At 69.7% G+C, this 15182-nt stretch carries 12 protein-coding genes; 8 read left to right on the forward strand and 4 right to left on the reverse strand.

What is annotated here, in order from left to right:
* Positions 1-46: 46 nt before the first annotated feature.
* The 5 genes from RMP09_RS14000 to RMP09_RS14020 are packed head-to-tail and all read left to right on the forward strand — an operon-like array spanning position 47 to position 6397.
* On the forward strand, positions 47-2134 hold the full coding sequence (locus tag RMP09_RS14000; protein WP_310566593.1) for a hydantoinase/oxoprolinase family protein: 2088 nt from the start codon (positions 47-49) through the stop codon (positions 2132-2134).
* A gap of 22 nt (positions 2135-2156) precedes the next feature.
* Positions 2157-3938 (forward strand): hydantoinase B/oxoprolinase family protein, encoded by a 1782-nt coding sequence (locus RMP09_RS14005; protein WP_310566594.1) that lies wholly within the window; start codon positions 2157-2159, stop codon positions 3936-3938.
* Positions 3935-4303, forward strand: coding sequence for a hypothetical protein (locus RMP09_RS14010; RefSeq protein ID WP_310566595.1), 369 nt, complete (start codon positions 3935-3937; stop codon positions 4301-4303). The genes RMP09_RS14005 and RMP09_RS14010 overlap by 4 nt, the downstream gene beginning before the upstream one ends.
* 12 nt (positions 4304-4315) lie before the next feature.
* Complete coding sequence (locus tag RMP09_RS14015; RefSeq protein WP_310566596.1) at positions 4316-5410, forward strand: GTP-binding protein; 1095 nt, start codon at positions 4316-4318, stop codon at positions 5408-5410.
* A gap of 24 nt (positions 5411-5434) precedes the next feature.
* Positions 5435-6397 (forward strand): Bug family tripartite tricarboxylate transporter substrate binding protein, encoded by a 963-nt coding sequence (locus tag RMP09_RS14020; protein WP_409559731.1) that lies wholly within the window; start codon positions 5435-5437, stop codon positions 6395-6397.
* Positions 6398-6460: 63 nt separating this feature from the next.
* Here RMP09_RS14020 and trxA read toward each other — a convergent pair whose 3' ends face one another.
* Positions 6461-7369, reverse strand: coding sequence for a thioredoxin (gene trxA / locus RMP09_RS14025; RefSeq protein WP_310566598.1), 909 nt, complete (start codon positions 7367-7369; stop codon positions 6461-6463).
* 131 nt (positions 7370-7500) lie between these two features.
* Here trxA and purE point away from each other — a divergent pair, with 131 nt between their 5' ends.
* Genes purE through RMP09_RS14040 form a run of 3 tightly spaced genes read left to right on the forward strand, consistent with a single transcriptional unit; the run spans position 7501 to position 10245 of the window.
* Complete coding sequence (gene purE, locus RMP09_RS14030; protein ID WP_310566599.1) at positions 7501-7989, forward strand: 5-(carboxyamino)imidazole ribonucleotide mutase; 489 nt, start codon at positions 7501-7503, stop codon at positions 7987-7989.
* A 5-nt stretch (positions 7990-7994) separates the two neighbouring features.
* Entirely contained in the window at positions 7995-9230 is a 1236-nt protein-coding gene (locus RMP09_RS14035) for a 5-(carboxyamino)imidazole ribonucleotide synthase (RefSeq protein ID WP_310566600.1), read from the forward strand.
* Positions 9231-9240: 10 nt separating this feature from the next.
* The gene (locus tag RMP09_RS14040) at positions 9241-10245 is read left to right on the forward strand and encodes an L-threonylcarbamoyladenylate synthase (RefSeq protein ID WP_310566643.1); all 1005 of its coding nucleotides are present in this window, start codon (positions 9241-9243) and stop codon (positions 10243-10245) included.
* A 60-nt stretch (positions 10246-10305) separates the two neighbouring features.
* Here RMP09_RS14040 and RMP09_RS14045 read toward each other — a convergent pair whose 3' ends face one another.
* From RMP09_RS14045 to dacB, 3 genes are all read right to left on the reverse strand, one after another.
* Entirely contained in the window at positions 10306-11517 is a 1212-nt protein-coding gene (locus tag RMP09_RS14045) for a porin (protein ID WP_310566601.1), read from the reverse strand.
* A 28-nt stretch (positions 11518-11545) separates the two neighbouring features.
* Positions 11546-12979 carry an alpha/beta hydrolase gene (locus RMP09_RS14050; RefSeq protein WP_310566602.1) on the reverse strand — a complete coding sequence of 478 codons (1434 nt, stop codon included), beginning with the start codon at positions 12977-12979 and terminating at the stop codon, positions 11546-11548.
* A 369-nt stretch (positions 12980-13348) separates the two neighbouring features.
* A complete protein-coding gene (gene dacB, locus RMP09_RS14055) occupies positions 13349-14848 on the reverse strand; it encodes a D-alanyl-D-alanine carboxypeptidase/D-alanyl-D-alanine-endopeptidase (protein WP_310566603.1) in 1500 nt (499 codons plus the stop codon).
* Positions 14849-15182 lie beyond the last annotated feature (334 nt).

A 15182-nucleotide genomic window follows, 5' to 3' on the forward strand; every position in this document is an offset into this window, starting at 1 on the left:
ACGCCGCCTGAACCCCGCTGACGCGCTGCCCGACCCGGAGACCCCCATGAACACCCCGAACCCCAAACCCCACCTGCGCATCGCCGTCGACATCGGCGGCACCTTCACCGACATGGCCGCCTTCGACGAGACCAGCGGAAAGCTGCTGTTCGGCAAGGCCCTGTCCACCCACGGCGAACTCGTCAAGGGCATCCAGTCCACCATCGACAGCGCACACATCGACTGGCGCGACGGCAACCTGTTCCTGCACGGTTCCACCATCGCCATCAACACGCTGCTCGAACGCAACGGTGCCAAAACCGCGCTGCTGATCACCGAAGGCTTTCGCGACATCTACGAGATCGGCCGCGTCAACCGGCCCGACGCCTACAACCTGTTCTTCAACAAGCACCAGCCGCTGGTCAAGCGCTCGCTGCGCTACGAGGTGGCCGAGCGCCTGCGCGCCGACGGCAGCACCCACAAGCCGCTGGACGAAGCCGCGGTGCGGGAGCTGGCCAAAGACCTGCGCGGCCAGGGCATCGAGGCGGTGGCCGTGCTGCTGCTGCACAGCTACCGCAACCCGGCGCACGAGCAGCGCGTCAAGCAGATCCTGCAGGAAGAGATCCCCGGCGCTTTCGTCTGCGCCTCGCACGAGCTGAGCCAGGAATACCGCGAGTTCGAGCGCGTCTCCACCGCCGTGGCCAACGCCTACGTCGGCCCGCGCGTCTCCGAATATCTGGGCCAGCTGGAGGACCACCTGAGCAGCAAGGGCTTCGGCGGCGACTTCTACATCGTGCAGTCCACCGGCGGCCTGTTCCCGGTGGAGCACGCCAAGGTCGGCTGCGTGCGCATGCTCGAATCCGGCCCGGCGGCCGGCGTGATCGGTGCCCAGGCCATCTGCGCGCAGCTGGGCATGGGCGACGCGATCGCCTTCGACATGGGCGGCACCACGGCCAAGGCCGGCGTCATCAGCGAAGGCCGGCCGCTGACCACCGGCTCGGCGCTGATCGGCGGTTACGAACGCGCCCTGCCGATCCAGATCCCGATGATGGACATCCACGAGGTGGGCACCGGCGGCGGCTCGATCGCCCGCGTGGAAACCGGCAACGCCCTGCGCGTGGGCCCGCAGAGCGCGGGTTCCATCCCCGGCCCGGTGGCCTACGGCCGCGGCGGCACCGAACCCACCGTGACCGACGCCAACCTGGTGCTGGGCCGGCTCGATGCCGAACACTTCCTGGGTGGCGAACTGAAGCTGGACATGGCCGGCTGCCAGCGCCAGATGCAGGAACGCATCGCCGGCCCGCTGGGCCTGGACCCGACCACCGCGGCCGACGGCATCCTGCGCATCGCCGTCACCCAGATGTCGCACGCCGTGAAGGCCGTGACCACCGAGCGCGGCCTGGACGCCGGCAGCTTCACCATGGTGGTGTACGGCGGCGCCGGCCCGCTGCATGCCTCGGCCATTGCGCGCGAAATCGGCATCCGCAAGGTGCTGATCCCGTACGCGCCGGGCTACTTCTCGGCCTACGGCATGCTGTTCTCCGACCTGCGCTACGACTACGTGCGCTCGGTGTTCCGCAAGCTGGGCGACGTGTCCTTCGACGAGATCGAGGCCGCCTACAAGACCATGGAAGACGAGGGCCGCGCCGCGCTCGCCGCTTCCGGCATCGAGGCCGATGGCGTGGTCATCGAACGCGCCGCCGACATGCGCTACGTGGGGCAGGAACACGCCGTCACGGTGGACCTGCCGCTGCAGTTCTTCGCGGCCAAGGACCGGTCCGCGATCAAGCAGCAGTTCGACGAGCTGCACAAGGTGCGCTACGGCACGTCGGCCCCCAAAGAGCCGGCCGACCTGGTGAGCCTGCGCGTGACCGTGCTGGGCACCATGAAGAAGCCGCCCAAACACAGCGTGGCTGCCGGCACCGCCACGCCCGACGCCGCCGCGGTGCGCGCGGTCAAGCCGGTGTACTTCCGCTCGGGCGGCTGGGCCGACACCCCGGTCTACATCCGCGACCGGCTGCTGGCCGGCAATGAGATCACGGGCCCGGCCCTGATCGAGGAACACGCCTCGACCACCGTGGTGCAGCCCGGCGACGCGCTGCGCGTGGACGAACTCGGCAACCTGCAGATCAGCATTGGCTCGGACCGTTCCTGAACGGGCGCTTCAAGGAGAACACATGAACACCCCCACCACCCCCCAGGTTGTCGATCCCGTCACCGTCGAAATCATCCGCAACGGCCTCTACGCCGTGACGGAAGAGATGAAGACCAACCTCACGCGCACCGCCTACAACCTGATCATTTACGAGGCGCTGGACTTCACCGTCGGCCTGTTCACCAAGGAAGGCGACACGGTCTCCATCGGCCTGGGCCTGCCCATGTTCATCCGCGGCATGTCCGAGACCGTGAAGGCCAAGATCCGCCATTTCGGCGTCGACAACATCAAGCCCGGCGACATCCTGGTCACCAACGACGCCTACACCACCGGCAGCCACCTGAACCACTTCACGTTCACGATGCCGATCTTTCACGAGGGTCGGCTCGAAGGCTTCACCTGCTGCATGGCGCACTGGCTGGACGTGGGCGGCACGCTGGGCAACGTGACCACCGACATCTTCAGCGAAGGCATCCAGATCCCGATCCTGAAGTACCAGCGCGAAGGCGTGGTGAACCAGGACCTGATCGACATCATCGCCATGAACGTGCGCCTGGCCGAGCGCGCCCTGGGCGACCTGCGCGCGCAGATCACCGCCATCACCACCGGCGAGCGCCGCTACGTGGAGCTGCTGCAGCGCTACGGCGCCGAGGCGGTGAACGCGTCGATCCGCCAGATCATGGATTCGAGCGAGGCCGTGGCGCGCAAGAACACGCTGTCCATCCCCGATGGCGTGTACGAAGCCGAATCCTTCATGGACGACGACGGGCTGGAGATCGGCAAGCGCATCCCGATCCGCGTCAAGGTCACCGTGACCGGCGACGAGATGACGGTGGACCTGTCGGACGTGAGCAAGCAGGTGCGCGGTTTTTACAACAGCGGCTTCACCACCGGCATCGCCTGTGCGCAGGTGGCCTACAAGTGCCTGACCACGCCCACCGACTACCCGGTCAACGACGGCTCGTTCCGGCCGCTGAAAGTCATCATGCCCATGGGCACGGTGATCAGCGCCGAGCGCCCCTACCCGATGCGGGTCTGGATGACCTTCCCGATGACGGTGATCGACACCATCTTCAAGGCGCTGGCACCGGCCATTCCGCACCGCTCCATCGCCGGCCACCACGCCGACCTGGTGTTCCCCAACATCCACGGCATCAGCCCGGAAGATGGCCGTTTGTTCATCGTCGGCATCGGCCCGCTGGGTGGCGGCTGGGGCGCCAAGAGCACCGAGGACGGCGTCTCGGTCACCGTCTGCATCAACGACGGCGACACCCACAACAGCCCGACCGAGCAGCTCGAATCCAAGTACCCGGTGCTGGTGGAGAAGTACCAGATCCGCCAGGACAGCGCCGGCGCCGGCCGCCACCGCGGTGGCCTGGGGGCCGAGATGGTGGTGCAGGCATTGAGCCCCTTCACCGTGACCACCCGCATCGACCGCGTGCACTGCAAGCCCTGGGGCCTGGACGGTGGCGGCGACGCCATGGGCAACGGCTTGGCCGTGCGCCACAAGGGCGAGTGGAAGACCGACCACGCCAACGCCAAGATCTTCAACGTGCGGCTGGAGCGCGGCGACGCCTACAAGATGCTCTCGGGCGGCGGCGGCGGCTTCGGCAGCCCGCTCGAACGCGACCTGGACCTGGTGGCCGAGGACGTGCGCGAAGGTTATGTGAGCGCCCAGGTGGCGCGCGAGGTCTACCAGGTGGCGCTGGACAGCAATGGCCAGGTGGACCACGCCGCGACCCAGGCGCTGCGCAGCGGCCAGGCCACCGCCGCGGCCGAAGACCTGGCCTGGGACGGCCAGTGAGCACCGCCGTGGCCGATCCGCGCGCCGAACGCCTGGCGAACCTGTGGAGCCGGCTCTCGGCCCAGCACGTGACGCTGGGCGCCGGCTGCGGCTGCATGACGGGCGGCGTGAGTGTCTCGCTGGAAGACTTCGAGCTCGACATCGCCGACTACCTGTGGGCCGAGAGCGAGCGCCTGGGCGAAGCGGCGGTGGTGGCCTTCCTGCTGCAACCCGGTGCCATCGACCAGCAGCAGAAGCCGGTGGCGACCCTGCTGGCCCGGCTGGAAGACGGCGAGGCACACGAGGCCGTGGCCGACTGGCTGCTCAGCCGCCTGGCGCGCACGCTCGATTCGTTCGCCAAGCTGCACGGCCCTTCGTCGACCTGAGTCCGTCACCCCATGGCCTTCATCCTGCCCCCTCTGGACCCCGGCGACAGCGCCGCGCCGGCTGTGCGCGTGCCCATCACCGTGCTCACCGGCTTTCTCGGCAGCGGCAAGACCACGCTGCTCAACCGCCTGCTGCGCCAGCCCGACGTCGACATGCGCGGCACGGCGGTGGTCATCAACGAATTCGGCTCGGTGGGGCTGGACCACGACCTGGTGGACCACACGCAGGAGAACATGGTGCTGCTGGCCAACGGCTGCATCTGCTGCACGGTGCGCGGCGATCTGGTCGAGGCCTTCGAGCGCCTGGCGCAGAGCCCCGAAGCGCAACGTGGCGAGCTGCGCCACGTGGTGGTGGAGACCACCGGCCTGGCCGACCCGGCGCCCATCCTGCACACGCTCATGGGCGACCCGCGCCTGGAGCGCCACTGGCGCCTGGCCGGCGTGGCCTGCACGGTGGACGCTTTCAACGCCATGGCCACGCTGGACCAGCACCCCGAGGCCGTGAAACAGGCCGCCGTGGCCGACCGCCTGCTGCTCACCAAGACCGACCTGGTGCCGCCCGAGCAACTGGCGCCGTTGACCGAGCGGCTGCGCGCCATCAACCCGCTGGCGGCCCTGAGCACCGAACCCGACGGTGCCCTGCAGGCGCTGCTGGGCCTGCTGGACCGGCCCAGCGCTGCGCTGGTGCCCCTGCAGGCCGAGCCCGACAGCACGCGCTCGTACTTCTTCCCGGTTAGCGCGCCGGGTCAGCACGACCCGAACCGGCACGACGACCACATCCGCTCGCACGTGATCGTGCGCGAGCAGCCGATGTCGCGCGAAGGCTTCATGGCCTGGCTGGACATGATCGCCGCCATGCGCGGCGACGACCTGCTGCGCGTCAAGGGCATCGTGCAGCTGGCCGACGACCCGGAGCACCCGATGGTCATCCACGGCGTGCAGCACCTGTTCCACCCACCCGAGACCCTGCCGCGCTGGCCCAGCGAGGACCGGCGCAGCCGCATCGTGTTCATCACCCGCGACATCGAGGCCGACGACATCGAGGCCACGCTGACCGTGTTTGAAAGACGCCGCTCCCGCGGCACCCGCCCCGCCCCACCTGTTTGAATGTCAGAAGGAGACAAGACCATGATGAAAAGACGCATCGCCTGTGCCGTGCTGGGCCTCAGCGCCCTCGCACCCGCCTGGGCACAAGACAAATTGCCCGAGGGCACGCTCAGGCTGATCGTGCCCTTTGCCGCCGGTGGCGGCGTCGACCAGGCGGCGCGCCTGCTGGGCAAACAGCTGCAGACCGACCTGGGCCTGTCGGTGATCGTGGAGAACCGGGCCGGCGCCAGCGGCACCATCGGCGGCAAGTCGGTGCAGACGGCCGCGCCCGACGGCATGACCCTGCTGTTCTCGGCCGCCACCCACGTGCTGGCCAAGCAGGTGCTGGCCGTGCCGCCCTACGACCCGCAGACCGACTTCGCGCCCGTGGCGCGCGTGGGCGAGGCGCCGCTGCTGCTGGTGATCCCGCCGACCGCGCCGCAGAAGAACCTGAAAGAAGTGCTGGAGGCCGCCCGCGCCCAGCCCGACAAGTGGACCGCCGCCGTGCCGGCCCTGGGCGCACCCAGCCACCTGGCCACGCTGCTGCTGGCCCAGCAGGGCAAGCTCAAGCTGACCACGACGTCCTACCGCGGCACCGCGCCCGCGCTGGCCGACGTGGCCGGTGGCCACGTGCAGCTGCTGATGGACTCCATCATTTCGCTGCAGGGCATGGCGCGCGGGGGCAAGGTCAAAGCCATCGCGGTCACCTCCGCCCAGCGCAGCGGCGTCGCGCCCGACGTGCCCACCGCGGTGGAAAGCGGCTTCCCCGGCATGGTCTACAACTCTTGGTACGGCGTGTGGGCGCCCAAGGGCACGCCGGCCGACCGGGTGCAGACCCTGAACAAGGCCATCAACAAGGCCACCGCCGGGCTGGCGCGCGCCGGGGCGTTCACCGCGCTGGGCATCCTGCCGGTGCTGGAGACGACCGACCAGTTCCGCCAGTTCGTGGCCGCCGACGTGACGCGCAGCGCCGAGCTGCTCAAGGAAGCCGGTTTCAAGCCGGAGTGAGGGCGCCCGCGCCCACCCAAAAAGGGCCGCGGTTGCGGCCCTTTTCCATTTCGGGGGCGTCGATCAGCTGAGCACCACGCTGGACAGGCGCCGGCGGTAGGTGGCCACGGTCGGGTCTTCGGGCGGCACCTGGCCTTCGGCCACCTTGGGTTTGGGCGGCTCGATCACGTCCAGGATGGCGATGAAGGTCTTGCGCGCCAGCTCGTCGTTCCAGGCCTTGTCGCGCATCAGGATTTCCAGCAGCTCGTCCATGGCCGGCACGAACTGGCTGTGCGCCAGCAGCAGCTGGGCCAGCGCGAAGCGGCTGTCGAAGTCGCGCTTGTTGGCGGCGATTTTTGCCTGCAGCTCGGCCGCGCGGGCCTGCGGGTCGGCCACCTCTGCGTGGGCGTCGCGGGCCTGGATCCAGCGGTTGAGCGAATCGAGCCGGCGCACGCCGGCGGACTTGGCGATGACCGGCGCGAACGCCACCTTGGCGTCGTCGTCCAGCTCCATCTCCAGCAGCAGCTTGACCAGGTCGAAGCGCGCGTCGTCGTTGTTCGGGTCGGTCTGCACCGCGTGCCGCAGCTTCTCCAGCGCGCCTTCCAGGTCGCCGTCGGCCAGCGCGTCCAGCGCTTCGGCCTCTTCTGCGGCGGCTTCCACTTCCTCCGCGGGGGGCAGGTGCTTGTCCAGGAAGGCCTTGATCTGGCCTTCGGGCAGGGCGCCCATGAAACCGTCGACCGGCTGGCCGTTGATCATCAGCACGCAGGTCGGGATGCTGCGGACGCCGAAGGCCTGGGCCAGCTGCTGTTCCTGGTCGGAGTCGATCTTGACCAGCTTGAAGCGGCCGGCGTAGTCGGCTTCCACCTTCTCCAGCAGCGGGCCGATCACCTTGCAGGGGCCGCACCACGTGGCCCAGAAATCCACCAGCACGGGCGTGTGTTGCGAGGCTTCGATGACCTCGGCTTCAAAGTTTTCGATGGTGACGTTGATCATGGCGGTGGCGTTCTCGGCGGGCGTCCTAGTGGGCGCAAAACGTAAAATCCACACTTTACCGGAGCGCGACCGATTCCCCGGCCGCGCCAGCACCCGCCGGCCGCCCCCGTGCCCGGCAGAAAGCCCCCTTCATGAGCTCCATCCAGGTCGGCGTGGTCATGGGTTCCAGCAGCGACTGGGACACCATGCAGCACGCCGTGCAGATCCTCAAAGACTTCGGCATCGCGCACGAGGCGCGCGTGGTCTCGGCCCACCGCATGCCCGACGACATGTTCGCCTACGCCGAGGCCGCCGTCGGCCGCGGGCTGCAGGCCATCATCGCCGGCGCCGGCGGCGCGGCCCACCTGCCGGGCATGATCGCCGCCAAGACGGTGGTGCCGGTGCTGGGCGTGCCGGTGCAGTCCAAGGCGCTGTCGGGCGTGGATTCGCTGCACAGCATCGTGCAGATGCCCAAGGGCGTGCCGGTGGCCACGTTCGCCATCGGCGCCGCCGGGGCCGCCAACGCGGCGCTGTTCGCCGTGGCCCTGCTGGCCAACCAGGACCCGGCCCTGCGGGAAAAGCTCGAAGCCTTCCGCACGGCGCAGACCGAAGCCGCGCGCGCCATGACATTGCCGGTCTGAACCTCATGAGCCTCAAACCTTTGCTGCCCGGCGCCCTGTCCGACCGCGGCCAACAGATGACCCTGGGCGTGATGGGCGGCGGCCAGCTCGGCCGCATGTTCGTGCAGGCTGCGCAGGCCATGGGCTATTTCACGGCGGTGCTCGACCCCGATCCGGCCAGCCCGGCCGGTCTGGTGGCGCATTTCCACATCGAGACGCCGTACGACGACGAGCAGGGCCTGGCCCAGCTGATGCAGCGCTGCGACGCCATCACCACCGAGTTCGAGAACGTGCCTGCGCCCGCGCTGATCACCCTGGGCGCACACCGCCCGGTGGCGCCCTCGGCCAGCTGCGTGGCCGTGGCGCAGGACCGCATCCAGGAGAAGGCGCACTTCGTCCAGTGCGGCCCCATCAGCGGCGTCTACCCGGCGCCGTACGCGGCCATCGAGACGCCCGAACTGCTGGCGGCCGTGCCGGCCGACCTGCTGCCCGGCATCGTCAAGACCGCGCGCCTGGGCTACGACGGCAAGGGCCAGATCCGCGTGAAGAACCGCGAAGAACTGGCATCCGCGTGGGACCAGCTGGGCCGCGTGCCCTGCGTGCTGGAAAAGCTGATGCCGCTGCAGAGCGAGTGCTCGGTCATCGTGGCGCGCGGCGCCGACGGCCAGGTGGTCGCCTTCCCGGTGCAGAAGAACACGCACCACGACGGCATCCTGGCCCTCACCGAGGTGTACGAGGGCGCGGTGCCGGCCGACCTAGCGGCGCGCGCACAGGCCAGCACGGTGGCGATCGCCCACCACCTGAACTACGTTGGTGTGCTGTGCGTCGAGTACTTCGTGGTCGACAACGGCCAGGGCGGCAGCGACCTGATCGTCAACGAGATGGCGCCGCGCCCGCACAACAGCGGCCACTACACGCAGAACGCCTGCGACATGTCCCAGTTCGAGGCGCAGGTGCGCGCGCTGGCCGGCCTGCCGCTGCCCACGCCGCGCCAGCACAGCCCGGCCCTCATGGTCAACCTGCTGGGCGATCTCTGGTTCAACGCCAACGGCGTGCGCGCCCAGGCCAGCGAACAGCCGGTGGCGCCGCCCTGGGCGCAGGTGCTGGCCCTGCCCGGCACCCACCTGCACCTGTACGGCAAGCTCAGCGCCCGCCCGGGCCGCAAGATGGGCCACCTGAACATAACCGGGGCCTCGGTGGCGCAGGTGCGCGAGACGGCGGCCCAGGTGCTTGCGCTGCTCGGTCTGCCCGCGCTGGACTAAGCCCGTGCCCCTGACCCTGAACGCCAGCGACCCGGCCGCCATCGAGCAGGCCGCCCAACGTCTGGCCGCGGGCGACCTGGTCGGCATGCCGACCGAAACCGTCTACGGCCTGGCGGCCGACGCCGGCAACGCCAGTGCGGTGCGTGGCATCTTTGAAGCCAAGGGCCGGCCCAGCGACCACCCGTTGATCGTGCACCTGCCCCCGGCCGAGGGCGGCGACTGGCGCGCCGCCGTGGCCCCGCTGGCGCGCGAGGTGCCCGACTTCGCCGTGGCGCTGATGAACGCCTTCTGGCCCGGCCCGCTGACCTTGATCCTGCCGCGCCGGCCCGAGGTGGCGGCGGTGGCGGCGGGCGGGCAGGATTCGGTGGGCCTGCGCTGCCCGTCGCACCCGGTGGCGCAGGCGCTGCTGAAGGCCGCGCGCGCCCACGGCGTGCTGGGTGTGGCTGCGCCCAGCGCCAACCGCTTCGGCCGTGTCAGCCCCACCACCGCGGCGCACGTGGCCGAAGAATTCGCCGAGCTGGGCGATGAACAGCTGCTGATCCTCGACGGCGGCGCCTGCCCGGTGGGCATTGAGTCGACCATCGTCGACTGCTCGCGCGGTGTGCCGGTGCTGCTGCGCCCCGGCATGGTCACGCCAACGCAGATCGAGGCCGTCTGCGGCCAGCCGCTGCGCGAACGCGACGAAGCGGCGCCACGCGCCTCGGGCACGCTGGAATCGCACTACGCGCCCAGCGCCCAGGTGCGGCTCATGCCGGCCGCCCAGCTGCAGGCGGCGCTGGACGTGCTGGGCGCCGACGCCAAGGGCATCGCGGTGTACGCACGGGCCACGCTGCGCGGCGGGCGCGGTGTGACCCAGCGTCGCATGCCGGCCGACGCCGCCGCCTGCGCGCAGGAGCTGTTTGCCGTGCTGCGCGAACTCGACGCCACCGGCGTCAAGCTGATCTGGGTCGAGAAACCGCCCGAGGGCGCCGACTGGGACGGCGTGCGCGACCGGCTGCAGCGCGCGGCGGCGTGATCTGAGGGCGCACAAAAAAGCCGGCCAAGGGCCGGCTTTTTTCTTGGCCGGGCGGCGGCTTCAGAAGCTGTGGCGCATGCCCAGGGCGATGGAGGTCGAGTCGGTTCCTGCCGTCGCGGTGACACCGCCCAGGTAGCCATTGCCGCCCGGTGCGGCCTGTGCCGTGTCGCTGTTGTCAAAGCGGGTGAGCACGCCATACAGGCTGGTGCGCTTGGACAGCGGGTAGGTGTAGGCCACGCCGTAAGAAGTGGTGTCTGCGTTGGAACTGCGGCGGTCGTTCAGGCGGTTGATGGCCACGGTCACGTGACCCGCGGTGCCCATGTCGTAGCGCGCGCCCAGGTGCGCCAGGTCGGCGTCCTGCTTGAGCCGGTCGAGCACGGTGTTGATCAAGGGCAGCGGGACCGCCTGGGCCGCCAGCCCGGCCGCGAGTTCCTGGCCGGCGGAAGGGTTGGGCTCTTCGATGCGCATGAACAGACCCGACAGCTTCCAGGCCCCCTGGGTGGTCGAGGCGCCGAACACCGTGTTGCGCAGGGCCTGCCGACCCGCCGAGTCGTTCTTGGTGTTGTAGCCGAAGCCGGCCTGGAAGGCGTTGCCGCGGTAGATGGCATTGAGGCCCAGCAGCTGGCTGCTCGAGCTGCTGGCGCCGCCGGTGAAGCTGGCCATGAGCGATGCGCTCCAGGGCCCTTGCACCACGCGGTACTGCAGCGCGTTGTTGTAGCGGATGTCCATGCCCGCCGGGATGGTGATGATCTGACCCGCCGACAGCGCGCTCTGCGTGCCCATGAGGTCGAAGGTGGCAAAGGTCTCGAAGGCGGGCGTGTACTGCCGTCCCATGAGGAAACCGCCCACCGGCGTGACCAGACCCAGCCAGGCCTGGCGGTCGAAACCGGCGTTGTTCAGGTTGACGCCCAGCGACGGGCCGATGGCCACATTGGTCAGGGCCGTGGCCAGCGAAGCGGGCAGGCCGGCGGTCACCCGGTCGGGCAGCTGGGTGCCCGATTTGGGGCGGTTGCCCAGGCCACCGGAATCGAGTTCCGCCCGGCTTTCCAGCGTGAACAGGGCCTTGTAGCCACCGCCCAGGTCTTCTTCGCCTTTGACGCCCCAGCGCGAGCCTTCCATGTGCCCGCTGTTGAGCGACGTGACGCTGCCTTGCGCATAGCCGGTCACGCGGGTGAGGCTCATGTCGGCCAGGCCGTAGAGGGTGAGCGAGGTCTGGGCCGAGGCGCCCAGGCTGGTGAGCACGGTTGCGGCCGCGATCAGGGTTTTGTTCATGTTGTGTGTTCTCCGTGAAGGGGCGGCATCAGGACGCAGACGCGCTCGGGCTGGTCAGGAAGTTGTTGAAGTAGCCTCGGGCCGCCGCGTTGCAGAACGGGGGCACCAGCGTGCCATGGTAGTCGCGCAGCACGGTGGAGGCGTCACCGGCGGCCGCCTTGGCCTGCGCAAAGCCGCCGCGCGCGGTGTCGAAGCCGTCGCCGGCAAAGGCGCTGTCCACGTCAAGCACCTTGACCATGGGATCGGGCACGCTCTTGCCGTTGAAGTAGGTCTTGGCGCCTTGCGTGTTGACATCAAAAAACACCGTGGGGTCTGCGTTGCCTCCGCACAGCAGCATGGGCTGGGTGGGGGTCCAGTTCTGCTTGAGCAGGTCGTTCTTGCTGGCGGCCACCCGCAGCGGGTGTTGGGGGGTGGTCGGGTGGGTCATCGCGTCCGCCAGCACCGCCTGCCGGTAGTCGGTTTTGACCAGGTTGGGCGTGCCGAAGAAGATGGCGAGCCGAGGGTCCGGTGCTGCACCTTCAAACATGAAGGTCGCGGGCAGCTTGCCCGTGCTGAACAGGGTGTCGATGGGCGTGGTGCTGGGCAGCAAGGTTTCGATGCCCGAGGAGAAGGTGGCTTCGTACATCGCTTCCGGGCTGGCGTAGATGTTGCCGTAGGCACGCTGGAAGCTGGTGCTCAGCAGCGGTGCGAACACGGTGGCGCCCAAGCCCACTCTGCCTGCAAAGTTGGCATCCACATAGCTGGCCAATGCGTAAGGGCCAGACAGGTGAGCTCCCGCGGTGACCGGCGTGCCCGCCAGCTGCAGTGCGCGCTGCGCTGCCATGGAAACAAAGCCGCCCTGCGAATAGCCCGACACGAACAGCTTGCTGTTCGCGCTCGCACCCACGGCGGCAAAACCCTTGCGCGCGGCGGTGAGTGCATCCACCACGTCTTTGGCCTGTTGTTCCAGGTTCACGTAGGGGTGGTAGGACAGCGTGGAGGCTTCGTAGCCGGCGTAGTTGGGCGCCACGACGATGTAACCCTGCGCGGCGTACATGGCGGCCACCAGCGCGGCCTCGTTATCGGCGGGGCTGGCCATGTTCTTGTTCTTGTTCGTCGTGGTGCCGTGGGCGTACAGCAGCACCGGACGTGGCCCGGTGCAGGCTGCGTCGGCTCCGCTGGGGACCATGATGCCGCCCGAGGCGGTGGTCTTCTCACCGGCGCCGCCCACCGTGCCGTACTGGAAGTAGTTGAAGGTCACCGTGCACTTGGGCACGCCGGCGACCAGGAACAGCGTGGCCGGTGCCGCCGCCTGGAAGTCCGCGGGCGTGAGGCTGATCATTGCGGAGGGGGATGCGATCAGGCTGCCCGGGGCGCCGCTGAGGTCGTAGCTGGCGCCGTCGGTGGTGCTGTCGCCGCCGCCGCAGGCGGCCAGCAGGGAGGCCACGGCCAGCGCTGCTGCAACCGGTTTCAACATACTCATGCATATCTCCTGGCTTGGGTGTGAATAGAACGACCGTTCGTTTTCGATGGTAACCGGCGTTACCACTTGTGTACCACAGGGAAAACGCGCAGGCCTGGCTTGCCCGTCACCCGCAAACAAGGCCTGTGGTGGCCGGAAGGCCGGTCACGCGCCTGGTGCCCAGGTTCGCAAGCCGGGGTGGCAGGTGCATTCTCACTGCAGGTGTCCAGGCTTGCCTACCGGCGCGTGAGAAAAAGCCCACGGTCCGGTGACCGGGGAGGTCGACACAGCCTTGGCGATGCGCCCGCACCACAAGACAGAAGCCTGCGGCGGCCCGTCCGTCCCCGCGACCGGCGCGTGCACGCACGGGCCGGGTTCACCCAGGTCTGCTCAGTCCCGCAGACTGGCAGTCCATTCCACCAGCGCGTCGAGCGCCGGGCGCCCGGCGCCGGCGTTGGGGTGGTTGATGAAGCCCACCACGGCGTAGCGTTGGCCGTTCTGCGCGTTGACATAGCCGGCGACGCCCACCACGTCGCGCAGCGTGCCGGTCTTGAGCCAGGCGTTGCCGCGCGCCGCGCTGTCGGCGCCGCGCGCCATGCGTGCGGCCGTGCCGTTGACGCCGGCCACCGACAGCGACTGCACGAACCGTTCGCCGTTGGGGTGCCGGGCCGCGTGGCGCAGCAGGTGGGCCAGCGCGTCGGGGGTGATGCGTTCGTCGCGCGAGAGGCCGGCGCCGTTGTCCAGCACGGGCGGCGTGGGGCGGATGCCGAAGGTGGTCTTCCACCAGCGCGCGACCACCTCGCGCGAGCGCTCGAAGCGCCCGGTGCGCACCGGGGTGAGCGGGCCGCGCGGCGCGGTGGCGGCGTCGACACGCGCGGGCGAGAGGCGCCCGAGCGTGAGGAACACCTGCTGCGCCATCACGTTGTTGCTCCACTGGTTGACGTCGGTGATGATGTCAGAGAGCGGCAACGACTGCGCCTCGTGCAGCAGCACCGCCGCCGGTGGCGTGAGGCCGGTGCGCACGGTGCCGGTGAGCGCGCCGCCGCTGGCGCGCCACAGGCCTTCGATGGCGCGCGCGGCGTAGCTGGCCGGGTCCTGGTAGGCCACGGGCCAGACCTTCTCGCCGCAGCTTTGCGGGTAGCGGCCTTCGAAACGCACGGTGTTGGCGTCGTCGAACCGCGCCCGCAGCGCGCCGCGCCAGTCGCCACAGCCGGCTTTGGACAGCGGCACTGTGGCGTCGATGGCCAGGCCGGCCATCGGCGGTTCGCTGCGCACCACGGCCACGCCGGCGGCCGGGTCGGGCTGGAAGCTCAGGATCACCGATTTGAAGTTCACCAGCAGCGCGTCGGGGCTGGCGTTGTAGGGGCGCAGGCCTTCGCCGTCGAACTCGCCCGGATCGTGGCTCGGGACCTCGAACGCGCTGTGGTCGAGCACGATGTCGCCCAGCACGACCTGCACACCCTTGTCGTGCAAGGCCAGGAAGGCGTCCTGGATGCGTTCGAGCACCAGCTTGGGGTCGCCGCCGCCGCGGATGTAGAGGTTGCCGCGCAGGGCGCCCGCGCTGGGCGGCGCATCGGTGTAGAAGCGGGTGCGCCAGGTGAAGTCCGGGCCCAGCAGGTCGATGGCGGCGTAGGTGGTCACCAGCTTCATCACCGATGCCGGGTTGACCGGCTCGTCGGCGCGGTGGCGCAGGCGCTCGGGCGCATCGGGGGGCGCGACCGGCACCACCAGGGCCGAGAAAGCGCTGGCGGGCAGGCCGGCGCGTTGCAGGGCGCCGGCCACGCCGGGGGGCAGGCTGCCCTGGGCCATGGCGCTGCAGGCGGCGACGGCCAGCAAACCGCCGGCCAGCCAGGGGCGGATGCGGCGCATGGGTGAAGTGGGGGCAGACATGGACGCGGATTATCGAGGGCAACGCTGATCCAGTGCCATGTGGCGCGGGCATCCCGCTCCCGGGCGGTCTGCCACCACGGCATGGCCTCGCCGGGCCGCCCGGCCCGTCTGCGTTGTGGGCCTTGCAGCCCATCCCGACAGCAGGTGCCCGCCTCCACGGGAACGTGTCCAGTGTCGCCCGAGCGCCGCCGCGCCGGGCGGCCCGGTGGGGGCTAGGAGTCTGCGCGGCAGAAGGAACATCGGCTGCAACACGCGACAAACCGGTCTCCTGTGGTACCACCTCCTGCGCCCAGGGGGCCACCCTGGGCTTGTCGGTCGCGCCACACGATCCTCG

The sequence above is a fragment of the Hydrogenophaga sp. genome (genome assembly GCF_031426985.1).
In the GTDB taxonomy this organism is placed as follows: domain Bacteria; phylum Pseudomonadota; class Gammaproteobacteria; order Burkholderiales; family Burkholderiaceae_C; genus Hydrogenophaga.